Source organism: Dyella sp. (assembly GCF_036746095.1).
In the GTDB taxonomy this organism is placed as follows: domain Bacteria; phylum Pseudomonadota; class Gammaproteobacteria; order Xanthomonadales; family Rhodanobacteraceae; genus Dyella_B.
On record NZ_DAIOEU010000007.1, the window covers coordinates 34,293 to 60,280 of the forward strand.

The 25,988-nt window shown below is 62.0% G+C and carries 30 protein-coding genes; 15 read left to right on the top strand and 15 right to left on the bottom strand.

Annotated elements, in window-relative coordinates; translation table 11 throughout:
• The first annotated feature begins 37 nt into the window (after positions 1–37).
• Entirely contained in the window at positions 38–784 is a 747-nt protein-coding gene (locus tag V7M64_RS05100) for a glutathione S-transferase family protein (protein ID WP_333677523.1), read from the top strand.
• Positions 785–973: 189 nt separating this feature from the next.
• Here the strand turns inward: V7M64_RS05100 and V7M64_RS05105 are convergent, their stop codons facing one another.
• Positions 974–1,255, bottom strand: coding sequence for a hypothetical protein (locus tag V7M64_RS05105; RefSeq protein WP_333677524.1), 282 nt, complete (start codon positions 1,253–1,255; stop codon positions 974–976).
• Between the two features lie 108 nt (positions 1,256–1,363).
• Between V7M64_RS05105 and V7M64_RS05110 the strand changes: the two genes are divergently transcribed.
• The 3 genes from V7M64_RS05110 to V7M64_RS05120 all read left to right on the top strand — a co-directional run bounded on the left by V7M64_RS05110 (position 1,364) and on the right by V7M64_RS05120 (position 3,834).
• Positions 1,364–1,681: a hypothetical protein gene (locus V7M64_RS05110; RefSeq protein ID WP_324148766.1), complete on the top strand. Its 318-nt coding sequence runs from the start codon at positions 1,364–1,366 to the stop codon at positions 1,679–1,681.
• Between the two features lie 113 nt (positions 1,682–1,794).
• On the top strand, positions 1,795–2,619 hold the full coding sequence (locus V7M64_RS05115; RefSeq protein ID WP_333677525.1) for a creatininase family protein: 825 nt from the start codon (positions 1,795–1,797) through the stop codon (positions 2,617–2,619).
• A gap of 51 nt (positions 2,620–2,670) precedes the next feature.
• Positions 2,671–3,834: a YncE family protein gene (locus V7M64_RS05120; RefSeq protein ID WP_333677526.1), complete on the top strand. Its 1,164-nt coding sequence runs from the start codon at positions 2,671–2,673 to the stop codon at positions 3,832–3,834.
• Positions 3,835–4,006: 172 nt separating this feature from the next.
• On the opposite strand, the gene fabV is transcribed toward V7M64_RS05120, so the two are convergent.
• The gene (gene fabV / locus V7M64_RS05125; protein ID WP_333677527.1) at positions 4,007–5,212 is read right to left on the bottom strand and encodes an enoyl-ACP reductase FabV; all 1,206 of its coding nucleotides are present in this window, start codon (positions 5,210–5,212) and stop codon (positions 4,007–4,009) included.
• Positions 5,213–5,472: 260 nt separating this feature from the next.
• Between fabV and V7M64_RS05130 the strand changes: the two genes are divergently transcribed.
• Positions 5,473–5,637, top strand: a complete 165-nt coding sequence (locus tag V7M64_RS05130) for a hypothetical protein (RefSeq protein ID WP_333677529.1) — start codon at positions 5,473–5,475, stop codon at positions 5,635–5,637.
• Here V7M64_RS05130 and V7M64_RS05135 read toward each other — a convergent pair whose 3' ends face one another.
• On the bottom strand, positions 5,638–7,617 hold the full coding sequence (locus tag V7M64_RS05135; RefSeq protein WP_333677530.1) for a ferritin-like domain-containing protein: 1,980 nt from the start codon (positions 7,615–7,617) through the stop codon (positions 5,638–5,640).
• Positions 7,618–7,862: 245 nt separating this feature from the next.
• Positions 7,863–8,627 (bottom strand): SDR family oxidoreductase, encoded by a 765-nt coding sequence (locus tag V7M64_RS05140; RefSeq protein WP_333677531.1) that lies wholly within the window; start codon positions 8,625–8,627, stop codon positions 7,863–7,865.
• A 127-nt stretch (positions 8,628–8,754) separates the two neighbouring features.
• Here V7M64_RS05140 and V7M64_RS05145 point away from each other — a divergent pair, with 127 nt between their 5' ends.
• On the top strand, positions 8,755–9,657 hold the full coding sequence (locus V7M64_RS05145) for a LysR family transcriptional regulator (protein WP_333677532.1): 903 nt from the start codon (positions 8,755–8,757) through the stop codon (positions 9,655–9,657).
• A 110-nt stretch (positions 9,658–9,767) separates the two neighbouring features.
• Positions 9,768–11,201, top strand: coding sequence for an alkaline phosphatase family protein (locus V7M64_RS05150; RefSeq protein WP_333677533.1), 1,434 nt, complete (start codon positions 9,768–9,770; stop codon positions 11,199–11,201).
• A 94-nt stretch (positions 11,202–11,295) separates the two neighbouring features.
• Here the strand turns inward: V7M64_RS05150 and V7M64_RS05155 are convergent, their stop codons facing one another.
• From V7M64_RS05155 to V7M64_RS05175, 5 genes are all read right to left on the bottom strand, one after another.
• Complete coding sequence (locus V7M64_RS05155) at positions 11,296–12,219, bottom strand: helix-turn-helix domain-containing GNAT family N-acetyltransferase (RefSeq protein WP_333677535.1); 924 nt, start codon at positions 12,217–12,219, stop codon at positions 11,296–11,298.
• Between the two features lie 82 nt (positions 12,220–12,301).
• Positions 12,302–13,036: a 2OG-Fe dioxygenase family protein gene (locus tag V7M64_RS05160; protein ID WP_333677637.1), complete on the bottom strand. Its 735-nt coding sequence runs from the start codon at positions 13,034–13,036 to the stop codon at positions 12,302–12,304.
• Positions 13,037–13,133: 97 nt separating this feature from the next.
• The gene (locus V7M64_RS05165) at positions 13,134–13,286 is read right to left on the bottom strand and encodes a hypothetical protein (protein ID WP_333677536.1); all 153 of its coding nucleotides are present in this window, start codon (positions 13,284–13,286) and stop codon (positions 13,134–13,136) included.
• Positions 13,287–13,434: 148 nt separating this feature from the next.
• Complete coding sequence (locus V7M64_RS05170) at positions 13,435–13,968, bottom strand: Spy/CpxP family protein refolding chaperone (RefSeq protein WP_333677537.1); 534 nt, start codon at positions 13,966–13,968, stop codon at positions 13,435–13,437.
• A 53-nt stretch (positions 13,969–14,021) separates the two neighbouring features.
• Entirely contained in the window at positions 14,022–14,396 is a 375-nt protein-coding gene (locus tag V7M64_RS05175) for a hypothetical protein (protein WP_333677538.1), read from the bottom strand.
• Between the two features lie 267 nt (positions 14,397–14,663).
• Between V7M64_RS05175 and V7M64_RS05180 the strand changes: the two genes are divergently transcribed.
• The gene (locus tag V7M64_RS05180) at positions 14,664–15,149 is read left to right on the top strand and encodes a DUF3455 domain-containing protein (protein ID WP_333677539.1); all 486 of its coding nucleotides are present in this window, start codon (positions 14,664–14,666) and stop codon (positions 15,147–15,149) included.
• Between the two features lie 30 nt (positions 15,150–15,179).
• On the opposite strand, the gene V7M64_RS05185 is transcribed toward V7M64_RS05180, so the two are convergent.
• On the bottom strand, positions 15,180–16,295 hold the full coding sequence (locus tag V7M64_RS05185) for a calcium:proton antiporter (protein ID WP_333677540.1): 1,116 nt from the start codon (positions 16,293–16,295) through the stop codon (positions 15,180–15,182).
• A 336-nt stretch (positions 16,296–16,631) separates the two neighbouring features.
• Here V7M64_RS05185 and V7M64_RS05190 point away from each other — a divergent pair, with 336 nt between their 5' ends.
• Positions 16,632–17,330: a transposase gene (locus V7M64_RS05190; RefSeq protein WP_333677541.1), complete on the top strand. Its 699-nt coding sequence runs from the start codon at positions 16,632–16,634 to the stop codon at positions 17,328–17,330.
• 7 nt (positions 17,331–17,337) lie between these two features.
• On the opposite strand, the gene V7M64_RS05195 is transcribed toward V7M64_RS05190, so the two are convergent.
• Both V7M64_RS05195 and V7M64_RS05200 read right to left on the bottom strand, forming a co-directional pair.
• The gene (locus V7M64_RS05195) at positions 17,338–17,703 is read right to left on the bottom strand and encodes a metalloregulator ArsR/SmtB family transcription factor (protein WP_333677542.1); all 366 of its coding nucleotides are present in this window, start codon (positions 17,701–17,703) and stop codon (positions 17,338–17,340) included.
• Positions 17,687–18,148, bottom strand: a complete 462-nt coding sequence (locus V7M64_RS05200; RefSeq protein ID WP_333677543.1) for an SRPBCC family protein — start codon at positions 18,146–18,148, stop codon at positions 17,687–17,689. Before V7M64_RS05200 ends, V7M64_RS05195 begins: the two co-directional genes overlap by 17 nt.
• A gap of 184 nt (positions 18,149–18,332) precedes the next feature.
• On the opposite strand from V7M64_RS05200, the gene V7M64_RS05205 reads away from it, so the two are divergent.
• The 3 genes from V7M64_RS05205 (at position 18,333) to V7M64_RS05215 (ending at position 21,405) form a co-directional block, all read left to right on the top strand.
• A complete protein-coding gene (locus V7M64_RS05205) occupies positions 18,333–18,698 on the top strand; it encodes a YciI family protein (protein ID WP_333677544.1) in 366 nt (121 codons plus the stop codon).
• Positions 18,668–19,957 carry a DUF6596 domain-containing protein gene (locus V7M64_RS05210; protein ID WP_333677545.1) on the top strand — a complete coding sequence of 430 codons (1,290 nt, stop codon included), beginning with the start codon at positions 18,668–18,670 and terminating at the stop codon, positions 19,955–19,957. Before V7M64_RS05205 ends, V7M64_RS05210 begins: the two co-directional genes overlap by 31 nt.
• Before the next feature lie 185 nt (positions 19,958–20,142).
• Positions 20,143–21,405 carry an MFS transporter gene (locus V7M64_RS05215; protein ID WP_333677546.1) on the top strand — a complete coding sequence of 421 codons (1,263 nt, stop codon included), beginning with the start codon at positions 20,143–20,145 and terminating at the stop codon, positions 21,403–21,405.
• A gap of 69 nt (positions 21,406–21,474) precedes the next feature.
• On the opposite strand, the gene V7M64_RS05220 is transcribed toward V7M64_RS05215, so the two are convergent.
• Positions 21,475–22,725 carry a hypothetical protein gene (locus tag V7M64_RS05220; RefSeq protein ID WP_333677547.1) on the bottom strand — a complete coding sequence of 417 codons (1,251 nt, stop codon included), beginning with the start codon at positions 22,723–22,725 and terminating at the stop codon, positions 21,475–21,477.
• A 325-nt stretch (positions 22,726–23,050) separates the two neighbouring features.
• Between V7M64_RS05220 and V7M64_RS05225 the strand changes: the two genes are divergently transcribed.
• The gene (locus V7M64_RS05225; protein ID WP_333677548.1) at positions 23,051–23,788 is read left to right on the top strand and encodes a 2OG-Fe(II) oxygenase; all 738 of its coding nucleotides are present in this window, start codon (positions 23,051–23,053) and stop codon (positions 23,786–23,788) included.
• A 200-nt stretch (positions 23,789–23,988) separates the two neighbouring features.
• On the opposite strand, the gene V7M64_RS05230 is transcribed toward V7M64_RS05225, so the two are convergent.
• The gene (locus V7M64_RS05230; RefSeq protein ID WP_333677549.1) at positions 23,989–24,663 is read right to left on the bottom strand and encodes a restriction endonuclease; all 675 of its coding nucleotides are present in this window, start codon (positions 24,661–24,663) and stop codon (positions 23,989–23,991) included.
• A gap of 46 nt (positions 24,664–24,709) precedes the next feature.
• A complete protein-coding gene (locus V7M64_RS05235) occupies positions 24,710–24,880 on the bottom strand; it encodes a hypothetical protein (protein ID WP_333677550.1) in 171 nt (56 codons plus the stop codon).
• A gap of 149 nt (positions 24,881–25,029) precedes the next feature.
• On the opposite strand from V7M64_RS05235, the gene V7M64_RS05240 reads away from it, so the two are divergent.
• Positions 25,030–25,419 (top strand): hypothetical protein, encoded by a 390-nt coding sequence (locus tag V7M64_RS05240; RefSeq protein WP_333677551.1) that lies wholly within the window; start codon positions 25,030–25,032, stop codon positions 25,417–25,419.
• 124 nt (positions 25,420–25,543) lie between these two features.
• Positions 25,544–25,918 carry a hypothetical protein gene (locus V7M64_RS05245; RefSeq protein ID WP_333677552.1) on the top strand — a complete coding sequence of 125 codons (375 nt, stop codon included), beginning with the start codon at positions 25,544–25,546 and terminating at the stop codon, positions 25,916–25,918.
• Positions 25,919–25,988 lie beyond the last annotated feature (70 nt).

Here is a 25,988-nt window from a genome sequence, read left to right on the forward strand (position 1 = left end):
CACGCTACGCGCTCCTTACCGCGTGGACCTCAAGGACATGACTACACCCAGCATTACGCTGTACGCCACCCGCCCTGGTTTCGGCATGCCGGAAACCAGCCCGTTCGTGATCAAGACCGAAGTGCAGTTGAAGATGGCGGGCCTCGCCTACGTGAGGGAATCTGCCACGCCACCGCAGGCGCCCAAGGGCAAGGTGCCCTACATGGTGGATGCCGGCGAGGTGGTGTGCGATTCCACCTTCATTCGCGCGCATATCGAACGCAAGTACGGCGTGGATCTGGATGAAGGCCTGGATGCGCGCCAGCGTGCGGAGTCCTGGGCGATCGAGCGGATGCTGGAAGATCACCTTTATTTCGCGATGGTGTGGTTCCGCTGGATCGTGCCGGAGAACTTTGCCAAGGGTCCGGCAAACTTCGCCAATGGCGCGCCGGAGGAACAACGCGAACAGTTGCGCCGCGAAATGCAAACGCGCAGGGACGCCGACCTGCGCAGCCATGGCATCGGCCGGCATTCGGCAGCGGAAATTGCGGCCCTGGGCGTGCGTTCCATCGATGCGGTCGCTACCTTGCTGGGCGAGAAACCTTATCTGGTGGGCGACCGCTTGAGTGCGGTGGATGCGACGGCATTCGCCATGCTGGCGTCGATTCTTACGCCGTTCTTCGATACGCCGTTGCGCGATGCGGTGGTGGGCCGGCCCAATCTGGTTGCCTACGTCGACAAGCTGATGCGGCAGTACTACCCGGAGCATGCGTGGGCGCCGTTGGGCCAAGCGGAAGCTGCCTGATTCCCAGTGCTGGTTCGCAACCTGATTGCCGTCATTCCCGCTTTTGCGCACTGGTGTCCGGGAAAATGTTCTCTGCTCTTATCGGATGCTGACATTTTTGCCGGCAAACTCAACGCTACCGAGCCGTCGCCCAGGCCTCCGCCGGGACGGCGCTTCCGCATAAATGCCGGCCGCAGGCATGCTGGGATTTCATCCAGCCAACGTCCCCTCTCCACGCAGAGAGGGGATGTTTTTAAGGCAATATGCCCCCGGATGCTCGATGCCCATCTGCCGTCGCGCGTCCTTGTCCTTCTCTTCCACGCCTTGCTCAGTCTTTTGGTCGCGCTGCTTCTGCGCGTCATGATCCATCCGCGCAACTTCTTTTTCATTCCGGTCGGATGAACCCGGCTTTCTGCCGTTGGCCAATGTCTGGTCTTGCATGTTCGTTACCTCGAAGTGAAGCGCCGACGTTACGCGGTCGTGCTTGTGCATGCCGGCTAACTTGTGTGAACAGATTCATTCACATCGCCGCGTTGCCTACACAGAATTGATCGGCGTCCCCCTAGGCTGTGACTGTCTCCCAGAACCGAGGAGTCGCCCATGGAAGTCAGTTTCAATAACTGGGGCGAGGCCGTCGCGTTCCTCTCCGAGCGTACCGACATTGCGCTGGAAGGATTGATGGCGCTCAGCGCGCAGCAAATGGTGGACCAGCAGGTGATCGCTGCGCTCCTGGCGTCCCATTCCCACTTGAGAGCCGCCGCCGATGCGTGGCGGCAGATGGCTTCGGCTACCCTGCCGATCACGCACGTGCGCAGCCTGCAGAACGATCAGCCCGAGTCGGTGCGCGAAGCGTATTCCGAACGCATGGCCTACTGGGAGGAAATCTTCCGGCGGGCGATACCCCAGGAGAGCGAATGAGCGCGACCGAATAGGGCAAAACGCGGGCAAGTGATGTCAAAGGGATGCGAAGACGTCAACGGCGTGCAACCATATGTGCCGTCGTTCTTCACATCCCTTTCTCGCACAGCCTCATGACCAAGCGCCACGTTTTTCTCCGACGCATGCTTGCGTCTGTCGTCCTTGTCGTCGCGGCACAAGTTGCGTTCGCGCAGGGACCTTCCACGGTTCAGTTGCAGGATCTCACCTGGACCGAGCTGCGTGATCAGATCCACGCCGGCAAGACCACCGTGATCATTCCCATCGGCGGCACGGAGCAGAGCGGTCCGTATGTCGCGGTGGGCAAGCACAACGTGCGCGTGGAAGTCCTTGCCGCCCGAATCGCGCAGAAACTCGGCAATGCCCTCGTGGCGCCGGTGGTCGCTTACGTACCGGAAGGCGGCTATGCGCCGCCGACGTCGCACATGCGCTTTCCGGGCACCATCACCATTCCGGATGACGTATTCGAGAAAATGCTCGAATCGGCCGCCAACAGCTTTGCCGTGCACGGTTTTCGCAACATCGTGTTTCTGGGCGATCACGGCGGCTATCAGAAAGACCTGAAGCAGGTGGTGGCCCATCTCAACAAAACCTGGGCGGGCACGCATGCGCGGGCGATCCTGCCGGCGGCGTATTACGAAACCTCTTCCGATGGCTATGCCCAACTGCTGCGCCAGCGCGGTTATCGTGACGATGAGATCGGCACGCACGCCGGCCTGGCCGATACCTCGCTGCAACTGGCGGTCGCACCGCAGATGGTGCGCGCGAATGCATTGCGCCATGCATCCAAGCCGGGCTCAGCCGATGGCGTGTACGGCGGCGATCCTCGGCGTTCCAGTGCGGAGCTCGGCCAACTGGGCGTGGATGCTATAGTTTCGCGCACGGTCGATGCCATTCGCCAGGAAACGGCGGGGCGTTGAAACGCGTCATGGGAAATAAATCGTTGTTCTCTTCAAATACGGGAATCTGCCGTGAAATGTGATCGTTTTGTGCGTCTTGCCTTGCGTGCCGGCGTGATGTTGGCCGGCTTGGGTGTCACTGCCACAGTTGCGGCGCAAACGGTGCAAACCGTGCCGGGCATGCCGCCGGTGACCAACCCCAGCAATATGTACAGCAACGCCGGCTACAACATGTTCAGCCCGGTGGTGAAGGGCGATCTGCCGCGCATCTATGTGCCGAACCTGCGCTCGAACGATGTGTACGTGATCGATCCGAGCACGTTCACGGTGGTGGACAAGTTTCCGGTCGGCCGCAGTCCGCAGCACGTGGTGCCGTCGTGGGATTTGAAAACCTTGTGGGTGACCAATAACGCCGAAGGCCGCAACGATGGCAGCCTCACCCCGATCGATCCGAAGACCGGCAAGCCGGGCAAGGCCGACCCGGTGGACGATCCGTACAACATGTATTTCACGCCGGACGGCAAGGAAGCGATCGTGGTGGCCGAAGCCTTCGCGCGCCTCGATTTTCGCAATCCGCATACCATGGCGCTGATTTCCCGCTTGCCCGCACCGGAATGCAAGGGCATCAACCATGCGGATTTCTCGATCGACGGCAAGTACGCCATTTTCACCTGCGAGTTCGGCGGCAAGCTGGTGAAGATCGACATGGTCAACCGCAAGGTGCTCGGCTACCTGCTGCTCAACAAGCACGGCATGCCGCAGGACATTCGTGTATCGCCTGACGGCAAGGTGTTCTACGTCGCCGACATGATGGCCGATGGCGTGTACCTGATCGATGGTGACAGCTTCAAGCAGATCGGCTTCATCAAGACCGGCATCGGCACGCATGGCCTGTATCCCAGCCGCGACGGCACCAGGCTGTACGTGGCCAACCGTGGTTCCAACAAGGTGCATGGTCCGCGCGGTGGTCCGGGCAGCGTGTCGGTGATCGATTTTGCCACGCGCAAGGTGGTGGCCAACTGGCCGATCCCGGGCGGTGGCAGCCCCGACATGGGCAACGTCACGGCGGACGGCAAGTGGCTGTGGCTGTCGGGCCGTTTCGACGACGTGGTGTATGCGTTCGATACCGCGACCGGCAAGGTGAAGATCATCAAGGTCGGCATGGAGCCGCACGGGCTGGCGGTGTGGCCGCAGCCTGGGCGGTATTCGCTGGGGCACACAGGCATCATGCGGTGATGCGAAAAAGGCCGGCGAAAGCCGGCCTTTTTTATGGGTAAGCAGTAGTGTCCCGGCAACCGCCATATACCGGGAGCCGTCATTCCCGCGAAAGCGGGAATCCATTTGCTCTGATGCGTTCCAAAAATGGATTCCCGCCTTCGCGGGAATGACGGCCATTAAGGATGGCGCGTTACATCTGCACCACGTCGAAACTTACATCCGGATTCACATCGGCATTGTAATCGACATCCTTCAGGCCAAAGCCGAACAAGCGCAGGAACTCCTGCTTGTAGCCGGCGTAATCGGTCAACTCCCACAAGTTCTCCGTGTTGACCTGCGGCCATAATGCCTTGCACGCCTGCTGCACGTCGTCGCGCATTTCCCAGTCGTCCAGGCGCAGGCGGCCTTCGTCGTCGGTGGGCGGCGGCGTGCCGTCCTGGCGGTAGAGCACGTCGTGGAACAGGCGGTTGGCTTGTTCGATGGTGCCTTCGTGGATGCCTTTGTCCTTCATGATGCGGAACACCATGGAGATGTACAGCGGGATCACCGGAATGGCCGAGCTGGCCTGCGTGATCACCGACTTCATCACGCCGACGTACGCGTGCAGGTGCTGCGCGGCGTAGCGCTGGTTGAGGGCTTGCGCGGTGTCGTCCAGGTGCTGCTTGGCCTGGCCGATGGTGCCGTGCCAGTAGATCGGCCAGGTGATTTCGGTGCCGACGTAACTGTAGGCAACGGTGCTTGCGTTATCGGCCAGCACGCCGGCTTGGCTCAGCGCATCGATCCACAGCGCCCAGTCTTCGCCGCCCATCACGGCGACGGTGTCTTTGATCTCCTGCTCATTGGCCGGCTCGACGGTGACCTGCACCACGGCGTCCTTGTTGGTGTCCACCGACGATGCCGTAAACGGCTTGCCGATCGTCTTGAGTGTGGAGCGCACCACTTCGCCGCTATCGGGCAGTTTGCGCACGGGCGAGGCCAGCGAATAGATCACCAGGTCGATCGGGCCGCCCATTTCATTCTTGATCAACTCGATCGCGCGTTCGCGCGTTTCGTTGGAGAACGCATCGCCATTGATCGAGCGCGAATACAGCCCTGCGCGCTTGGCCAGCTTGTCGAACGCGGCCGAGTTGTACCAGCCGGCGGTGCCGGGCTTGCTGTCGCTGGAGGGCTTTTCAAAGAACACGCCCAGCGTGGCCGCGCCGAAACCGAAGGCCGCCGTGATGCGCGAGGCCAGGCCGTATCCCGTAGATGCGCCGATCACCAGCACGCGCTTGGGGCCGTTGGCGGCAGCGCCTTTGGCCTTGGTGATGCCGATCTGTTCCAGCACGTTCTTCTCGCAGCCGACCGGATGCGCCGTGACACAGATAAAGCCGCGAACCTTGGGATGGATGACCACGAATTGCCCTCATCGGATGGATACAAGGGCGCCATTCTAAAGGGGGAGGGGGACCATGCGCTTCCGCAGGGAGTCCGTTCCTGCTCCTGCACCTGATTAGCGTTGAATCTCAGCTTCGCCAGATGCGGTTCCCTCCCTACTGCCGCAGGGGAGGGGCAGATCACGCCAGCAAGGGGTTGTACACATTCTTGACGCCATCGTTACCAAGCGTTCCTTGCGCAAGCCAGATAGTGATCGCGCACCAGCGAAAGGAGCCCACCATGCCCACTAACCCGCGTGAAGAATCCCCCCGCCGCGAAGCCGGCGAACCCTACGACCCGCACAAGCGTCGCGGTCCGCCGCAGCGCCTGGAGGATACCAACGACAGTGGCGACGCTCTGAACGACACCGGCGAGGACAACCAACGCTGCAAAGAGGAAGAGTGATCACGCCCCGTCGGCGGTGAACCCGACCTTGGCGTGGCTGCCGTCGCAGAACGGCTTGTTCTGGCTGTGTCCGCAGCGGCACAGGTACGTGCCGGTGACGCGCGACACCATGCGGCCGGTGCCGCTGACGATTTCCAGGTTGCCGCGCACGCGCAGCGGGCCGTTCATTTGCGGATCGATCTGCAGTGGACCATCGCGTACGTCCAGCGCAGCGGCCGAGCTGTCGGTTGCCGGTTCGCCGCTGGCGGCAAAGCCGATGTCGTGGTGCGAGCCATCGCAGAAGGGCTTGTTCTTGGAGGCGCCGCAGCGGCACAGCGTGGCGCGGAAGCCGGCCTGTTTTCCGCTCAGGCGCAGATCGCCGCGAAACGCATAGGGGCCCGCCTCGCGTGTGGCGGCCAGATTCACAGGCGGCGCGGTTTCGTCCGGCCGTCCATCGCGGCGCTGGTATTGGATGGCGCCGGACGGGCAGGCGTGCGCAATGTCGACCAGCCGTTCCACGTCCATGGCATCGGGTTGAAGCCAAGGCCCTTGCACGTTGGCAAGAAACACCTTTGGCGCACCGGTAACGCAGAAGCGCGCATGGATGCAGCGCTTGGCTTCGAATTGCAGCGTGAGTTTCTCGCCCTCCACTTGCTCGATGCCGTCTTGCACGGTGGATGGCGGTGCAGCCGGCGTGGGCGTCGATGCAGCGGGTGCAGGTGCTGCGGCCGATGGCGCCGGCCGATCGAGATCGAAACCCTGCTCGGCCTGCTGCAAAAGGCCCGCAAATACCGATGCGGCGGCAACGGTGCGCGGATCGCCCGACGCGGCCATGCGTTGCGCCGCTTCCGTCAATTGCTGGAGCCGCTCGCGAAAGAAACGGCGTGCGCTCGGGCCGGGTGGCAGGGGCGCGGTATCGCGCAAGGTGATGAATGAGACACCGGCATGGCACTCCGGATTCGATGGCCCTGCCGGCAGCCGCGCAGCACGTTCGGCCAGCGGCGCCAGCGCGCGCATCAGGCCAATGCCCAGATCGAGCGACAGGCACTTGTCCGGATCGGGTGATGGCACCGCGTAGGTATACGCGAGCAGCCGCTGCATCAGGCCGTAGGCAGCGTTGGCCAGATCGACCGTGGCGATGGCGTCCGGATCTTCCAGCCACACGCGGCCTTCGGGACGCGGCGGCCGACGCAGCACCGGATTGGTCGCAGCAGGGAAGGCCGGTTTGAAGGAAGGATCCGCCGCGAGCAGCGCCTGGTATTCCGCGCGTATCGCCGCGAAGCGCTGGTAGTGCGAGTTCTCGGTGTTCTCCTGCGCCCCTTCGCCTTGGGTGATGATGGATTCGAACGCGGCCAGCGCCGTCTTCAGGCAGATCACCTTCTTCGCACCCGGCAGCGATATTTCCGCGCTGCTCAACTGCAAGTCCGGATTGCCGCACATCGCACCGCTTTCGCCGTGTGCTTCGACCAGCCGGCGCAAGCCATTGCCCAAGGTCTGGTAGAACTCGCCGACGGTGTCGTAGTTGAGGCCCATCGGCGTCAGGCGCGGGCCGCTTGCGCCGCGCACGAACTGGCGTTCGGGCTCGAAGCCGGCGCCATCGGGTTCGGCCGAACCGGCCGGGCGCTCCAGGTAGATGAAATGCTGCAACGTGGTCATGTTGAACGGCGCCAGCTTCACCACCACACCGGCCGGCAAATAACCCGGATCGAGCGGGAAATTCGAGCGTCCCACGCGCGGCGCGCCACCCAAGGCCACCGTGATGTTCCACACCGACATCAGGTGGCCCATTTCCTCGATCGCCACCTGCAGGATGCTGTGCTTCCAGCGCTTGATCGCTTCGAGCTGCTCCGCCGTGACGCCTTCCTCCACCGCGGACTTCAGCGAGAAGGCCGCATAAAGGTACGTGCACATCAGGCAGTGTTCGAGCTCGGCCGCCTCATAGAGCGCGTGCAGCGCCTGTTCGCGGCTGGGTACGGTGTGCGATGGGCTGTTGCTGACCACGGTTGGATCCCTCTTGGTGTCAGGAGAGGGAAGGTACACCGATTGGGATGCACGCGCTTCGTCAACGAAGGAACAACAGACGTTCCTGCGAGGCGGGTAATTGCCTCAGCGTCATTCCGGCGCAAGCCGGAATCCAGTCGAATATGCGTCCGAAGGACATATAACTTCTTTGTGTTGTGTGCTTCGCACAGCATGTTTAACTGGATTCCGGCCTTCGCCGGAATGACGGTCATGGAGTTATGTCCTCACACAAACATGCCGCCGGATGCTTCGATCCGCTGCGCGTTGATCCATCCGCTTTCCTTGGACAACAACATCGCCGCCACGCCGCCGATGTCGTCCGGCAAACCCACGCGCCCCAGCGCCGTCTGCGACGCGACGAAAGCATTCACATCCGCGTTGTCGCGCACGGTGCCGCCGCCAAAATCGGTTTCGATCGCACCGGGCGCCAGCGTGTTGACGGCGATGCGGCGCGGGCCCAATTCCTTGGCAAGATAGCGCGTCAACACTTCGATCCCGCCCTTCATCGCCGCATATGCCGAATAGCCGGGCAATGCGAAGCGGGCCAGGCCGCTGGAGACGTTGAGGATGCGTCCGCCATCTGCAATCAGCGGCAGGAGTGCCTGGGTGAGGAAGAACGCGCCCTTCAGGTGGATGTTCATCAGTTCGTCGAACTGCGCTTCGGTAGTGTCCGCAAAGCTGGCATGGATGCCGATACCGGCGTTGTTGACCAGATAGTCGAAGCGATCGCGCTGCCAATGGTCTTTCAGCGCGGCGCGCAACTGTCCGGCGAAAGCGGCGAACGTAGATGCCTTGCCTACGTCCAGCGGCAACGCGACCGCGTGGCGGCCGAGCTTGCGGATCGCTTCGACCACGGCCTCCGCCTCGGCCTGGTTGGAGCGATAGGTCAGCACCACGTCGGTGCCGTGCCCGGCCAGCTTCAGCGCCATGTTCTTGCCGAGGCCGCGGCTGCCGCCAGTGATCAGGGCAATGGGAGGGTTCGTGCTCATGGGTGGTCTCCTTGGAGGGAAGCGAAGTAACCAATGGCGAGCAGGATATTGATCTGTACTCGGCGCATAAATCGTCCGATCATGAGTGCTGTGTTCGTAATTGGCGAACAATCGGGCGAGGCAGACGATGAACCGGATCGAGGCCATGCGCATCTTCGCGCGGGTGGCTGAACTGGCCAGTTTCACCAGGGCGGCCGACAGCCTGGGCCTGCCCAAGGCCAGTACGTCCACAGCCGTGCAACAGCTGGAAGCGCAGCTCGGCACGCAACTCCTGCACCGTACGACACGCCGCGTGCAGCTGACGCAAGACGGCCAGCGTTTCTACGAGCGTTGCAAGGACGTGCTGGCAGACCTGGATGAATTGAGCACGATGTTCCAGCAAGGCCCGCAAGCGCTGTGCGGACGCGTGCGCGTGGATACGAACAGCGGCGTCGCCAAACATGTGATCGAACACCTGCCGCAATTCCTGCGCGAGCATCCAGGCATCCAGGTGGAACTGAGCTGCAGCGATCGTCGCGTCGACGTGGTGGCGGAAGGTTTCGATTGCGTGGTACGCGTAGGCACGCTGACCGATTCCAGCCTGATCATGCGGCCGCTGGGCCAGTACCGCATCGTCAATTGCGCCAGCCCGGCCTATCTGGCGGAACATGGCGTACCGCAAACGCTGGAGGATCTGGCCCATCACCGGCTGATCCACTACGTGTCCGTGCTGGGGCAGCGGCCGCCGGGTTTTGAATACATGGAAGGCAGCGAGTGCCGCTACGTGCCCATGCATGGCGTGCTTACCGTCAACAGTGTCGAAGCTTATGCCAGCGGCTGCGCTGCCGGCTTGGGCATCACGCAGACGCCGCGCGCGGGCGTTGCGCATTTGCTGCGTTCCGGTGGCCTGGTGGAAGTGTTGCCGCAATACGAAGCCGAGCCGATGCCGGTGTCGCTGCTGTATGCGCAACGGCGCAACCTGTCGGTACGCGTGCAAGTGTTCATGGAATGGCTGACCAACATGCTGGCGCCGTATCTGGATCGCGTGTGAATCGTCGACGCCATTGGCGGAAAACTGTCATCACGATTGACTAAGGTAGCGGCGGTCATGGGCGCTTGCGACGCACCATGACATTTCCTTCACACACGAGGCTGCATGCCATGGCGACTTCCGGCAAGGCGTTGTCCGCGATCAACCATATTGTCGTATTGATGCTGGAGAACCGCTCGTTCGATCACATGCTCGGTTTTCTGTATGCCGATGCGGGCAATGTTTCGCTGGCCGGACAAGCGTACGAAGGGCTCACCGGCAATGAGTCGAACCCCGATGCCAATGGCAAGCCGGTCTCTGTATTCAAGATACAGGGCGGTACCAGCAGCACGTATTTCATGCCAGGCGCCGATCCCGGCGAAGGTTACACCGCCACGAACTCGCAGTTGTTCGGCAGCAACACCGCGCCGATACCGCCGGTGGCGACCCAGCATGGCTTCGTCACCAATTTCGCCTACACCTTGAGTTGGGAGTCGAAGAGCAAAGGCTATTCCATCCTGCCGGGCACCACCGCCAACGACATCATGGGCATGCACACACCGCAAACCTTGCCGGTGCTTTCCGCGCTGGCGCGTGGCTTTGCGGTGTGCGATCACTGGTACGCGTCGGTGCCGACGGAAACGCTGCCCAATCGCGCGTTCGTGCACGCGGCAACCTCGCAAGGCCACCTGGACGACAAGACCAAGACCTTCACCGCGCCCACCATCTATGCCGCGCTCAGCCAGAAGGACGTCAGCTGGAAAATCTACGGTTACAACGCCGAGCCGCTGACACGGCATACCTTCACCGACATTACCAACCTGGCCGAGACGTATTTCGGGCAGTTCACGGATTTCCAAGCGGATGCGGCGAACGGTTCATTGCCGTCGTACAGCTTTCTTGAGCCGAGCTGGGGTTCGAAGGGCAACAGCCAGCATCCGAACTACGACGTCGCGCTCGGCGAGCAGTTCATCCATGACGTCTACTACGCGCTGCGTCGTAGCCCGCTGTGGAATCAAACGCTGTTGATCGTCATCTATGACGAACATGGCGGCTGTTATGACCACGTCGCGCCGCCCGCCAATGCGGTGCCGCCGGACAGCACGGCCGGCGAATACGGTTTTGATTTCAAGCGCTTCGGGCCCCGCGTGCCGGCGCTGTTGATCTCGCCATGGATTCCGGCGGGTACGGTGTTCCGTGCATCGGGCGCCACGCCGTTCGACCACACGTCGATTTTGAAGACGGTGGAATTGCGCTGGGGCTTGCCGGCGCTGACGGCGCGTGATGCCGCCGCACCGGATGTGAGCGCGGTGCTCAGCCTGGGCACGCCACGCACGGATGACCCGCTGTCCGGTGTGGCAGTGCCGCAGTCGAAGGGTATGAATCCTTCGGCGAACAAACCCTCGCATCTGCAGCAGGTGTATGCGGAACTCGCCGGGCATTTGCCGATGCCCGATCCGGCGCCGGGTGCGCGGCCGGGTATTGCGAAGCTGGCGACAGGGGACGATTACGATCGGTACATCAAGCAGCGGATCGATGCATGGAAGTCGCGCCGTCGGGGGTGAGGGTGGCTTGGTGCCTGATATCCAACGGCATGAATGCTATCCGGGCAGTCATTCCCGCTTTCGCGGCAATGACTGCCGTGAGAAGTTCCTATTTTTATGGCGGGGTACGATCGTTTCCGAGGTACTTGCGCATAAAGACCGTTGCCTGCGGGTTGTCGTTATAGCGCTTGCAATGCTGGTACCCACGCTTTTCGTACAACGCAATGGCGGCTTTCAGATCATCGTAGCTGTCGAGATAGATCCATTGCACGCCCTCGGCACGGGCAAACGCTTCCTGGGCATCGAGCAGCTTGTCGGCGATATGTTTTCCGCGCGCGCCGGGTTTCACATAAAGGCGCTTGCATTCGCTGGCGCCGCGCGGTTTCGCCAACTTACGCAGTACGACGCAGCCCACTACTTCATCGGCCAGATACGCCAGCCATATGCCTGAAGCAGGCGTGTCGATCAGCTTCTGGATGCCGCCGGGTTTGTCCCGCTGCACCACGTGCACGGCTTCGTAGTATTCGTGGATGATGGCAAGCGCATCATCGTTGACCTCGGCAAGGCGAACGATGCGCAAAGGTTGCGCACGGTCTTCAAGCAAACTGCGAACACCCGCAAGCGATGCCACCAAGGCATCGCGATCGGCCGCACTCACATGCACGAGCATGTCGCGGATGTGCCGCATGGATTGCTGATTGAGCCGTGCAACAGCCTTTTGCCCGGTGGCGGTAAGTACCAGTGGTTTTTCACGCGCATCCGTGTCGGAGGTGACGCGGCGTATCAGCTTGCGCCGGATCAGTCCCGCCAGCAGCCGGCTCATGTAGCCCGCATCCAGCTCCAGGGTTTCCTGCAATGCGGAGGCAGTCAGCTTTGGCTGTGCGCTCACCTCGTACAGGATGCGCGCTTCCGTCAGCGCAAATTCGCCATCCAGATGCCGTCGGCGCAGCAGGCCGAGGCGGGCGGTGTAGAAGCGGTTGAACTCACGTATCGCGGCAATCTGCCGGGCAAGCTGCGGTGGCATCGACTTGGCGTTCATGGCGCGACTCTAAAACCATATAGTTGCTTTTGGCAACTATGTGAAAAGTCATGCCGAACTCCGATTGCGTCTATGGGTTAAATCAGGGCTTGGCCCGGAACGTCGCCACCAGCACGTCGCGATGCGCCGGCTCGCCCGGTACCATCGGCGTTACCGGCGTGACGCCGTGGAACACGCGCGGATCGTGGATCAGTGCGGCGTCGAACGGGTGGGTGAGGGTGAAATCACCGAGCGGCTTGCCGTCTGGTGTGTGGATCGTGGTGGTGCCGCTGGCGATATTGTGGCGATCGATCAGCAGCACCAGCACAAAATCCACGCCATCGCGATGACTGCCTTCGGGTGTGGGTTCGCCTGCCGAATCGGAGCTTGCCTCGATGCGGAACTGATGCACTTCCACCTGCCAGTTTGCGACGGTGGACGCGAGCGAGCTGAAGAAACCATTGCAGAAGGCGAGAATGGTGCGCATGCTTTGGCCGTTCGCGATGGCAGGATCGATCGGCTCGAACCAGCGTTCGATATTGCCTTGCAGCTGGTTGTATTGCAGCGCCTGGTAATGCGGTTGATGCAGGGTAGGCTCGACGCTGCCGTGGGCGTTGGCGACAAATGTGGCGTGGCGCCTGCGCCGCTGCCGTCCGGTCGCGGCAAGGTAAGGATCGGGGCCGAGGCGGTTCCAGCTGGCAGTGAAAGCCTCCCAATCCGACAGCTCGCCCGATGTTTGCAATAGCGGCTGCATGACATCCGCTGTGGCGAAAGCAAAGCCGTCGCGGGTGACAGCATCGAACAGCGACGGAACAAGTGAATCGGTGCGGTTGTGCATGGCGGCAGTATACAGCCGGGTTTTGTTGCGCAGGCTGCCTTGGCAGTGACGCCAGCTCACGGCCGTCATTCCGGCGAAAGCCGGAATTCAGTAATAGCTATGCAAGCTCGCCCACGCCAAGCACGTCTATCCTGCCAGCCCTGCGCTTCGCTTCCGCCAACATCTTTGCAACCGCATCGTAATCCACGCCATGCGCGGCATCGATTTTCCAAAGCAGGCTGCATAACTGCATCGCAACAGAGGAAGCCATACTTCCTCCTGAGCGAACGTATAGATGTCGACGTATGCCCGGCAGATGCTTGAGGGGTGGTGCGGTAGATCATAGGTGGTTACGTTTGCAAAAAAATGCCGGAGGCTGTGGCACCTCCGGCCTTGCATGCGTGATGCGAAACGGCGGATCAGCCGCCGGACGTCGATGAAGCGCTGGCCGGCTTGCCCTCGTGCTCTCTATGCCCGCCCATTCGCTGTTTCGGCGGACGATTGCGGAACAGCTCGTCGGCGGTCTGTTTCTGCTCCGGCGAGAGCACGGCATACAGCGACGTGAAAGCGGACGACAGTTTCTGCATGTTGTCCGCATTGAGCTGGGCAAGTTGAGCATAGGATTTCATGGAATCGTCCGCGCTCATGCTTTCCATTTTCTGATGGCGTTCGTGCAAAGCTTTGCCGGTGTTTTGCGCGTTGTCGCGCATGACCTGGGCATACGCGTTCCACTGGCTCGACTCGGCATCCGTGATGCCAAGCTCTTCGTGCAGGTCGTTGATCTGTTGTTCCACTTCGTCCATGCGCCGCTGCATGTGCGATTTCTTGGCAGCCGGTGCCGTGCTGGACGACGGGGTCGAAGCCGGTGCCGTACTCTGCGCCATGGTGGTGCCGCCAAGCAGGGCCAGGGAGAGCGCGACGGGTAAGGCAGCCTTGCTGAAAAGTTTGTTCATGATGGGACGCTCCGATGCATGAGTGTTGCCTTAAATGGCTGGATGCGGGCAGATCAATATCCCTGGGCCGGCGCATAACCCTGAGGCGGCGCGTAGCTGTTGTCGTAATAGACCACGCCGGGCGGTGGCGGCGGCGGTGGTGCGGACGACTGGTAGACCACGCCCGGAGGTGGCTGCGAGGCAGCGGCGGCGGAGTTGGCGAGCACGGCGCCAGCCACGACGCCGAGCAGGCCGGCAGCGATGGCTACGCCGGCATTGTCGTTGCCACGACGGTGGCGGTTATCCCAGCGCGGCGGCGGTGGTGGCGGTGGCCGATGCCAGCCACGGTCGGGGCGGCGGTACTGCGCTTGGGCCGGCATGCATGGCGCGATCACCGCCACGGCAATGGCCAGGGCAGCAAGCTGCCGATATAGCGGGGTGCGAGTCATCTACTTACCCTCCTCACTACGCAATGTGTGTCGCATGCATCGGGCCATACCGGGGTGCGTGCGAAGATGGTCATCGCAACAAAATGCGCCGCAATGGTGAGTTTTGCGGTGGACAACCGTGGCCGGAGTCTATGCCAAACGCCACGCGCGTTGATGATGAGTCGGTCGGTGTCGCTGGCAACGGTTCATGTAATGCACCGTGCAGCACAATCAACACAATCGCCGCTTATCCTTGCCTGGCTTGACGAAACTCATCAGGAGAACACCATGCAGAAATTACGGACCTCTTTGCTTTTCGCATTAGCCACGTTCGCAGGCGGCATCCATGCACAAGAGCCGGCAGCCAAACCGCATGCCATCGAAGCGTTCGCCAAAGGCGTGCAGATCTACAGCTGCAAGGCCGCCAGCAACCGTTATGCGTGGACGTTGAAAGGGCCGGACGCAACCTTGAGCGACGCCAAGGGTCATCTCATCGGCAAGCATTTCGCCGGGCCGAGCTGGCAAGCTGCGGACGGTAGCGTGGTGGTGGGCGAGACGTTGAACGCGTCGCCTTCACCGGATGCGGGGGCGGTCGCATGGCTGGTGCTGCACGCCAAGTCGCATAGCGGCAACGGCGAAATGGCGAGTGTGCAGTACATCGTGCGTACGCGCACCGAGGGCGGCGTGGCCCCTGCTACAGGCTGCGATGCTGCACATGTCAATGCGGAAGTGCGCGTGCCATACAGCGCGGTTTATCTGCTCTTTCGCGGCTGAGTATTTGGACGCGTAACCCCATGGCCGTCCTCACGGACTGAACACCAGCACGACAAACACAGCGAACAGTGACAGATGCACCGCACCTTCCAGCATGGTGGTGCGCGCATTTGAAAACGTCATGGCGCTGAGGATCAGCGTGGCCATCAGCATCACGATGCTTGATGGCGGTACGCCGAGCAGCACGGATTGGCCGGTGTAGAGGCTGATGGCGAGCACGGCGGGCACGGTCAGCCCCAGTGTCGAAGCGACAGAGCCCAGGCAAAGATTGATGGCGCGCGTCAACCGGTCCGCGCGCGCGGCAATCAAGGCGGAAATGCCTTCCGGTGCGAACACCAGGATGGCGATGATGATGCCGCCCAGCGCCTTGGGCGCGCCCGCGACGTCGATGCCATAGTCGAGAATTTTCGCCAGGCTCTTGGACAGAATGATGATGGGCAGGATATTCAACAGCAGCAGGCCGAAGTGCAGCGACAACGACTTTGTGTCGGTGGTCGTGGCGGCGGGCCGCTGCGTGTCGTGTTCGGTATCGATTGGCTTGTCAGCGGTGACGAAATAGCCGCGATGCCGTCCCGTCTGCAGCCAAAGAAAGACGCCGTACAAGGCGATGGTGAGCAGCGAGAAGGCCAAGGACTGTGGCCGGGCCAATGAGCCATCGGGCGTGGACGTGGTGAAGTTAGGCAGCACCAGCGCGATGATGGTCAGCGGAATGATTACCGACAGATACGCCGACGCGCCTTTCAAGTTGTAAGTCTGCTCGTAATGGCGAAAGCCGCCGAGCAAAAGGCTGAGCCCCACCACGCCGTTGAGCACGATCATCAGCACCGCATACATGGTGTCGCGAGCCAAGGTGGAACTGCCGCTGGAGCCGAGCATCACGGCGGAAATCAGCACCACTTCGATGATCACGATGGATAGCGTCAGCACCAGCGTGCCGAGCGGTTCACCCAGCATATGCGCCAGTTCTTCTGCCTCGTGCACGACGCCGAAGGCAACCCATACGATCACCAGGAACAACCATGCGAACAGGGCGAGGGCAGCCCATGGGCTGCCGATGTTGCCGACCCATGACGAGCCGAACAGCAAGAACAAGGCCACGGTGAGCCAGCCGGCCAACAAACGCATCGTGCGCATGGTCTTGGGCATGCCGTTCCCCGAAGTTTTCCGCGTTGGGGGAATATTACTGAGCTGGTGTGCGCCAGTCTCTTTCCCTGTCCCTGTTAAGCCGACCTGTCCCCGTTTGCGCTGCGTCACATTGTGCCTTTGCCGTCACGGCCTTTTCACTGCGGCGCGATAAGGCTAGCTGCACAGCTTCTGCACCAACCTGCTTCGGTCATGTCGTGAGGCAGGCGCTTATTCGATTTCGATCCACGCACATTCGCAGAATAACGCGACGCTTTCGCGTGCCACGGTCTCGAAGCAACAGGGCGACATCTTCAATCACGCGACCTAACACACGCATCGCCGCATGGAGGCTACACGATGCCACGATCGCCACGGTTCGATCTTGCCTGCGTGCCACAGCACATCATCCAGCGCGGGCAGGATGGGCACGCATGTTTTTACAGTCCGGCGGATTACCGCTGCTATCTGGTGCAATTGCTGCATGCCAGTTCGCGTTGGGATTGCGCCGTGCACGCTTACGCGCTGATGCCCAATCACGTGCACCTGCTGGTGACACCCTCGCACGTGGGTGCGCTCGCGCACATGATGCAGGCCATCGGCCGCAACTACGTGAGCTACTTCAATGCCACGTATCATCGAACAGGCACGCTATGGGAGGGGCGTTTCAAATCCTGCTTGATCGGCGACGATTATCTGCTGGTCTGCCAACGCTACATCGAGCTCAATCCGGTACGCGCAGGGTTGGTGGGCGAGCCATCGGCCTATGCGTGGTCCAGCTACGCCTGTAACGCGCTCGGCCTGCCTGATCCCATGATCGTTCCGCATGCCAGATATCTCGCGCTCGGCAAATACCTCGAGCAATGCATGCGCGCGTATCGCCAATCATTTGAGCTGGATATCGAGCCGGAGGTGTTGCGCGACATCCGCATGTACATCCAGCAGCAGCGTGCCCTGGGATCGCTGGCCTTCCAGGCGCGGGTGGAGGCGGCGCTTGGGCGGTACGCGCGGGCAAGGCCGGCACACCGGCCGCGCAAGCAGCCGCAAGTGATGCAGTAAGAAACTGCTATTGCTCCAACGTCGCTTTCAACCGCAGCAGCGCCTGGTCCCATTGCTCGGCAATCACCTCGAGCGAACGGCGTGCCTCGTCCAGGCGTGAGGCCTGCAATTCCCACAGGCGCTCGCGCCCCTGGCGAAGATCGCGCACCAGGCCTGCGTCGGCAAGCACCCGCAGATGCTTGGTAACTGCTTGCCGAGTGACGTCGGTGCCGGCTGTCAGTTGGGCAATGGACAGCGCGCTGCCGGCGCAGAGCAGGGCGATCAGGCGCAGGCGCGTTTCGTCGCCCAATGCCGCGAAGACCGGCACGGCCTTGCGCAGCAATGGAAATTTCGCGGCGGCGTTGCGTGCCGAAGCGCTAGTGCGAAGCGACATAAGTGTCGATGTTGGTCATCTGCTGATCCCAGCCGCCGCTGTTCATGCGGAAGGCTTCCAGCCGGCGATGTGCGGGGAGCTGGCCGAAGCCCGATTCCACCAGGCGTAGCAGCGTGCCATCGGCGGTTTCCTCCAGTTCGAAGCTGACCAGGGTGGTGGGTTCCTGTGAGTAATCCACATTGGGATCGACGGCGTACGGATGCCAGCGGAAGGAAAGCAGGCGTTCCGGTTCGACGCGTTCCACGGTCACGTTCCAGGTCAGGTGCTCGTAGCCGGGGTAGGTGACGTTTCCCTCGCAGGGCTCACCGGCCACGAACTGTTTTCCTTTCAGTGCGACGCCGAACCATTCGCCGAAGGATTCGGCATTCGCCAAGGCACGCCACACTTTCGAGCGCGGGGCCTTGATATGGATCTGTCGTTCGATGCGATCTGTCGATGTGTTCATGGGCAACCTCCTGGTTGCATATTAGTCTCCGCGCAGGGCTTCATGCAACCATTTGGTTGCTCTTTGCGGTGTGCTGGCCAAGGATGGGCTGGCTATGCTGCGCGAGGATGTCCGATCGGCGCCGGTTCGCGCGTCATCGGAGTGGCGGTGCATGTTGCCCGCTCCAACCCGACGGAGAATATCCATGCAATACCTATTGATGCTGTTTGTCGAAGAAAGCGCCTGGCACCGCATGTCCGATGACGAAAAGGCGCATCAAGGCGCGGCCTACACCGCCTATACGGAAGCTCTGAAAAAAGCCGGCGCGTGGGTGGGGTCCAACCGTTTGCAGGACACCGCCACGGCAACCACCGTGCGGCTCGCCAACGGTAAGTCGCAGGTGCTGGATGGACCGTATGTGGAAACCAAGGAACAACTCGCCGGCTACTACCTGATCGAGGCCGACGACCTGGATGCGGCACTGGGCTGGGCGGCCCGCTGCCCCACGGCCAGCCACGGCGTGGTCGAGGTGCGCCCGGTATGGGCCATGCCGGGGAGCAGCGCGGCGTGACCGATGAAGCGCGGGCAGCCGCCAATGACGTAGCGCGCCGCAGCTACGGCAAGCTGCTCGCGTACCTTGCCGCCGACATGCGTGATGTGTCGGCGGCCGAGGATGCCTTGTCGGAAGCCTTCGCCGCCGCGCTGGCGGATTGGCCAGCGCATGGCTGCCCCGACAATCCGGAATCGTGGCTGATGACGGTGGCGCGCCGCAAAGGCATCGATGGCGCACGGCGGCGACGCAGCGGCGAGGCGGCCTCGGTGCAATTGCAGGCGATCGCGGATATGCATGCCGAATGCGTAGACACGCAGGAGGACGAATCCATTCCGGATCGCCGCCTTGGTTTGCTGTTCGCCTGCGCGCATCCGGCCATCGACGTGAACATCCGCGCGCCGCTGATGCTGCAGACCGTGCTGGGCCTGGAGGCAAAAACCATCGCCTCGGCGTTTCTGGTCTCGCCCGACGCGATGGGCAGGCGCTTGAGCCGCGCCAAGCAAAAAATTCGCGAAGCTGGCATTCCCTTCGCCATTCCCGAGCGCGATGCATGGAACGAACGGCTGGAAGCCGTGCTGGCGGCGATCTATGCCACGTATGCGGAAGGCTGGAGCGAGCCGGACGACGCCGACTTGACGCGCCGTGACTTGGTAGAAGAAGCCGTCTTTCTCGCACGCCTGCAGGCGGAGCTGTTGCCGCAGGAACCGGAGACGCTCGGCTTGCTCGCCGGCATGCTGTACACCGAAGCCCGTCGTCGCGCACGTCGCAGCAAGGACGGCGAGTACGTGCCGCTGGCCGAGCAGGACACGCGCCTGTGGGATACCGGCATGATCGATGAAGCCGAAACTTTGTTGCAGCGGGCAAGCACGTTCGGCCGCATCGGCCGCTATCAATTGGAGGCCGCGTTGCAGTCGGCGCACATCGAGCGCCAACGTTCCGGGCGTGGCGACTGGTCGCCGGAGGTACAGCTTTACGACGCGTTGTATGCACTCACGCACTCGCCAGTCGTCGCGCTCAATCGTGCCTTGGCGGTGGCGGAGTTGGAAGGACCGGAAGCGGCCATGGCGATCATCCGTATGTTATCCGGCGACAAACGCCTGGCCGACTATCAACCGTATTGGGCGGCGCGTGCGGCCTTGTGCGCGCGCATCGGCGAGGAGCACGAAACCTTGCATGCGTACGAGATGGCGATCGGCCTTGCACACGATCCCGCGGTGCGGCGGTTTTTGCAGCGACGCCAGGCGGAATGTGCAAGAAGATTTGGTAGATTGGGGTGAGCAGCACGCGAACCCCAACATCAAGTAGCGCCGAGGCATAGGTTTTCGCCGTGGTGAATTCTCCATGGCCGTCATTCCCGCTTTCGCGGGAATGACGGCCATGAGGCGGTAAGGTGTTTCATGACAACCTATGGGAGCGCTTGTCTGGCAGAATCGGCGCTCCGCTTACCGGGAAGTCAAAACACATGCGTGATGCCGTCGCCACGCCGGCCAATTCACCCGGCCGGGTCCTGTTTGCCAGCCTGATCGGCACCACCATCGAGTTCTTCGATTTCTACATCTACGCTACGGCGGCGGTGCTGGTGTTTCCGAAGTTGTTCTTTCCTGCAAGCGATGCCGCGACGGCGACCTTGCAATCCTTCGCCACGTTCGCGCTGGCGTTTGTCGCGCGGCCGATCGGTTCGGCGCTGTTCGGCCACTTCGGCGATCGCATTGGCCGCAAGGCCACACTGGTGGCGGCCTTGCTCACCATGGGCGTTTCCACGGTGGTGATCGGCCTGTTGCCCACGTATGACCATATCGGCCTGCTGGCACCTGCGTTGCTCGCGTTGTGCCGGCTGGGGCAAGGCCTCGGCCTGGGCGGCGAGTGGGGCGGCGCGGTGTTGTTGGCGATCGAGAATGCACCGCCGGGCAAGCGTGCGTGGTACGGCATGTTTCCGCAGCTCGGTGCGCCGCTTGGCTTTCTTGCGGCAACCGGCCTGTTTCTCTGGATCACGGAAAAAATGGGCGATGCGGCGTTTTTCGCATGGGGATGGCGCGTGCCGTTCCTGGCCAGTTCGGCGCTGGTGCTGATCGGCCTGTGGATGCGCCTGCGCTTGACCGAAACGCCGGCATTCGCGCAGGCGATGGCCAAGCATGAGCGGGTGAAAGTGCCGATGCTCAACGTGCTCACGCAACACCCGGGTGCGCTTGTGGCAGGCACCTTCGTGTCGTTGGCGACGTTCGTGATCTTCTACTTGATGACGGTGTTTGCGTTGAGCTGGGCGACGTCCAGGCTGAGCTATTCGCGCGAAGCGTTCCTGATCGTGCAGATGGTCGGGGTATTGTTCTTCGCGTTGTTCATTCCGTTTTCGGCGTGGCTGGCGGACAGGCGTGGCGGGCGTTTCGTCATGTTGCTGGCGACGGTGCTGATCTTTGTCTTCGGCATTGCCTACGCACCGTTGTTCGCGCAGAGCGGCATGCTGTTCATGGTGGTGGGCATGTGCATCGTCGGCATCACGTACGGGCCGCTGGGCACGGTGCTGGCGCAGATGTTTCCCACCGCCGTGCGTTACACGGGCGCATCGCTGGCGTTCAACCTGGCGGGTATTTTTGGTGCCTCGTTGGCGCCGTATGTCGCCACGTGGCTGGCCAAGACCTATGGCTTGGCATACGTGGGTTATTACTTGTCTGCGGCAGCCGTGCTGACTTTGCTGGCCTTGCTCGCGAAACCGCGCGAGACGATGTAACGATTTGAAGTGATCGAGAAAAAAGCCCTGACCAGCGCAAGCGGCCAGGGCTTTGTCGTTGCGGAAGGCCTATCCACCAGGCGGGTGTTGTTCCTCGTGCTTGTTCTCATGCGGCGGTGGTGCCTGACGTGGTGGCGCGGCGGGGTGGGGCGCCTGTTCGGGGCGCGGGGCCGGATGATAAGCCGGTGCCGGTGGCGGGGCAGGGTGATAGGCCGGCTGAGGTTCGGGACGCAGGCGCTCCGGCGCCATTTCGCGCGGCGGTGGCACCTGGTGTGGCACTTCACGCGGAGCGGGCGCTTCGCGTGGTGCCGCGCGCGGCGCAGGCGCGGCTTCCGGATGCGGTTGCATGTGTGGCGCCCCGACGTTCTCCGGCCGTTCGAACGGCCGGCTCGGTGTTACCGGTGCATGCAAGGGCTCGGCGTTCGGGTTTTGCCGCGAATGCGGCGCGAAATGTTCGGAGGGCAGGCCTGGACGTTGCGCCGGTTGCGGATGTGCGTCCGGAACGGGACGTGCCCCCGGCGTCAAGTGCGAAGCACCGGCTTCCGCTGCACGTGCGCCATGCGCTGCGACGATGCCTGCTCCCGTAAAGGCAGCCGGCCGCGCCGTCGCCGCGATCGGCGGAGCCCCATGGTTTTCCGAAGCACGCAGTGCACGGTTCTGCCTCGCCATCGTCATCTGCTGTCGCTGGGCGGCGACCGGCGGCGAGTGCTGTGCGCGCTGATAAGCCATCTGCTGCGCAGTCGGCGCAGCGCGGACGCCACCGTTGCCGCCGTTGTAGCTCACGCGTTTGACGGTGATGTTGTTGACCACGGTCTGGTTGTACACGTTGGTGACGTGCACGTTGCGGATGTTGTTGACCGCGCGGTTGTAATAGAAACCGTGCGGCCCCCAGCGCCCGCCTTCGTAACCGCGGCCGGTGTAGCCGTAGCCATAGTCGATGCCGCCGTAATAGCCCACTTCCGGGCCCCAATACCCTTCGTGGAAGACATACACGCCGTCGTTCCATGCCCAATAGGCCGGCGTCCACAACGCGCCTGTGTATGGTGCCGTTACCCAGGTGCCTGGCACCCAGTAGTACTCGGCGCCATCCCATGCCCAATAACCGGGTACCCACATGTAGCCGTCATCCGGAATGGGCGGTTGGTCGTACACCGGCAAGGGCGGTGGCGGCGACCCCGCCGTGATGGTGACGCCGATCGATACCTGGGCCTGCACCGGCGTCGTTATGAACGCCAAGGCCGTGGCCGTCAGCACGCAAGCGCCGAGCGCGAGCGACCTGCCATGCATTGCGGCCTTGCGCATCAGAACATAGTGTTTCATGGGTGTTCCTCTCTTGGCGGAGTGCGTGGAGAGAAGCTAGCGCATGCCATGCAACGGAATACTGAGCGAGCGCCGGTATCGTTTCCGTTCAATTAAGCACCGTTATGGGGTTCGACACTGCACTCACACGCAAGCACTTGTGCCGCTTACGTAATCTGTACATGAATCATGAGTGAAACCCAAAACGGCGGTGCGGGAATCGCTTGCGCTGCTCCTTACGTGCCGCGTGAAAATGATTTGCTGCGTGCGCGTGCATTGGCAATATTCGGAGTGTCATGCATCGATACAGGCGATAGTTTATGCCGTTTTCATGAGGGAGATGCCGATGAAAATCCATCACGCCGAATGGGCTGCACAGATACGCAACGATCAGCGGGATCAGCTTGATTGGCATCGCCTGGGCGAGGACCTCGACCGTTACGGCGCCGCCCATATGCCGGGATTGCTGCCGGCGGACGCATGCCATGCGCTGACTGCGCTGTATGGCGACGATCGTCATTTCAGAAGCCAGGTGGTGATGGCCAGGCACGGTTTTGGTAGTGGCGAATACAAGTATTTCGCCTATCCGCTGCCTGCGTTGATCCAGCAACTTCGCACCTGCTTCTATCCACCGCTGGCCGCGATCGCCAATCGCTGGAACCAGGCGATGAATATCGACGTGCGTTATCCAGCTACGCACGCGCAATACCTTGAGCGCTGCCACGCGGCAGGCCAGGGCCGCCCGACGCCGTTGCTGCTGCAATACGCGGCCGGCGATTACAACTGCCTGCATCAGGATCTGTATGGCGAACACGTGTTTCCATTGCAGATGGCGATCCTGCTTTCACAGCCAGGCAAGGATTTCACCGGCGGAGAATTCGTGCTGACCGAGCAACGGCCACGCATGCAATCGCGGGCGGAAGTGGTGCCGCTAAAGCAGGGCGATGCGGTGGTGTTTGCCGTGCACCACCGGCCGGTGCAGGGTGCGCGCGGGGTGTATCGCGTGATGATGCGGCATGGAGTGAGCCGCCTTCGTTCGGGGCATAGGCATACGCTGGGGATTATTTTTCATGATGCGGCGTGATGGCACGAAAGTAGAAGACGCAGTGCTCCCACTGTTGGGGCGGGGCTATTTCAGGGCACGGCGTCATTCCGGCCTTCATCCGGATGATGAGCAAAAAAACGCAGGGATAACTCAGCCGCGGCCCTCGCTATGCAAGCTGGAGAGGACGTACTTCTCGCAAGGTGAAACGAAAAAACCGCGCATCGCGCGGTTTTCGTTGATCAAGTCTGCGCCGCCGTACGCGGCCGATGATGCATCGGCGGCGGCGAGGACGGTGCGCGGAACGGCACTACGCCGGCATGGATCGGCAGCTGCGAGTCGCTCAGCATGGCCAGCAGCGTTTCGCCGTAGATCAGTTCGAACGGTTTGCCGGTGACGAATTTCCACGCCTCCTCGGTGTAGTCGCCGCAAGCAACGATCTTCACGGCAGAGGCGTGGTGGTACTTCATCAGGTTATGCATCTCGCGCACGTCTTTCACGTCGACGTTGCGATGTTTCCAGTGGCGGCATTGCACCAGGGTGGTCATGCTGTGCTTATGCAGGATGAGATCGAGGCCATCATCCGCATCCGTGCGGCCGGCGAACTCTACCGCGTAGCCGCGAAAGCGGAACGCCTGCGCCACGCGTTCCTCGAATACACGCCAGTGGATCTGGCACAGGTCCGACAGTTGGTCGCGCACGATCAGGCGGTGCATGCGCTTGCGATAGCCGACACAGGTGGCGAACGCCATGAACCAGCAAGCGATCAGGGCCATCCACAGCAAGGTCATGTAGCTGGCGCCATGCGGGCCGCGCCCGTAGTGAACGTCCAGGTAAACGCTCACGCCAAGCAACGCCCCGGCCGGCCAATGCACCCGGATGAACCGCTCAATACGATGTGTTCTCTGCTTCGCCATCAACTCCCCCGAGCTGTGAACGCTGCTACCGAACCGTGAGTCGACCTTAGCGCGGACCCTTCTTTAGATCAGCGTGCAGCGCGGCATTCAGCCGCAGTGCTGTTCTGTCGCGGCGCAGCGCGTTTTTTATGGGTACATTGGTGCGGCGCAGCGATATTTTTCGTGCCAACCGGGGCCGGCGGGCGATATGAAGGCCAGCTGTCGCCTCGCTTTTCACGCTTTCTCCATGCCATGGGCCGCAGCAGTATGCTTTGCCGCGTCAACCGCCGACGACCGGATTTCCACGGCTTTTTCACATCTCGCATGCCACACCGGACACGCGGCATCGCCGCCTCGTCAATCCGCCTTCGATGGGGAAGCATGGCTATGAGCAAGACCGACACCTGGACCCGCAACACCCCCGTCAACTGGGACGATCCACAGCTGGTTTCGCTGCTAAGCCGCAGCGAAAGCTGGAGCATCGATAACCGTGGCGGTTTCACTTCCCAGCATGTGCAGGTCTATCTGGGCTGGGGCGGTACGGTGGGCCGATCGGCCACGCTGGTGTGGGAACGCGATAGCGCGGTGGTGGTGGAAGCCACTTTCGCGCTTCCACAAGGCGAGCAGGTGCGGGTGGACAAGCACCTGGGTGATCGCATCCGCACGTTGTGGGGCGTGGTGGTGGATGGTCGCGAGGGTTACCGCGAGGAGGATCGCCGCAAAGGCATCCATGTGTATTGGCTGCAGGTGCTGAACAAGCCCAACGAGTCGTTCTAAAGAAACGACGATGGCAGGCCGATAACCGGCTTGAGCACATCAGCCTTTCAAAGCGTTCACCCGGCTTGCCGCATGCGGCAGCGGGAAGCTGCTGGCGTGACGCTTGCAGGAAACATAACGCGGTATGAGCCACATAAAATCCATGCCAAAGGTGTCGAACACGCAGGTGGACTGGAGCGATCCGCGCCTGGAAGCGCTATTGCGCAAAACCGAGGAATGGAAGCTCGACAATCGCGGGGGTTTTCCCGCGCAGGATGTGCAGATCCATCTCGGCTGGGGCGCCAGCGCGGCGCGCAAGGCAGTGCTGGTGTGGGAAGCCGATCGCGTGATGGTGCTCGAAGCGATGTTCCTGATTCCGCAAGGCGAACACGTGCGCGTGGATCGCATGGCCGCCGGCGGCATGCGCACGGTCTGGGGTGTGGTCGCGGAAGGGCGCGAAGGGTTCCGTGAAGAGGACAAGGCGAACGGCGTATACGTGCATTGGTTGCACGTGGGCTGAGCCGTTCGAATCGATGCCGAAGGGGATGAAATCCGGCAGCGGACGCCACGAGCATGCCGGGCTTTTCATT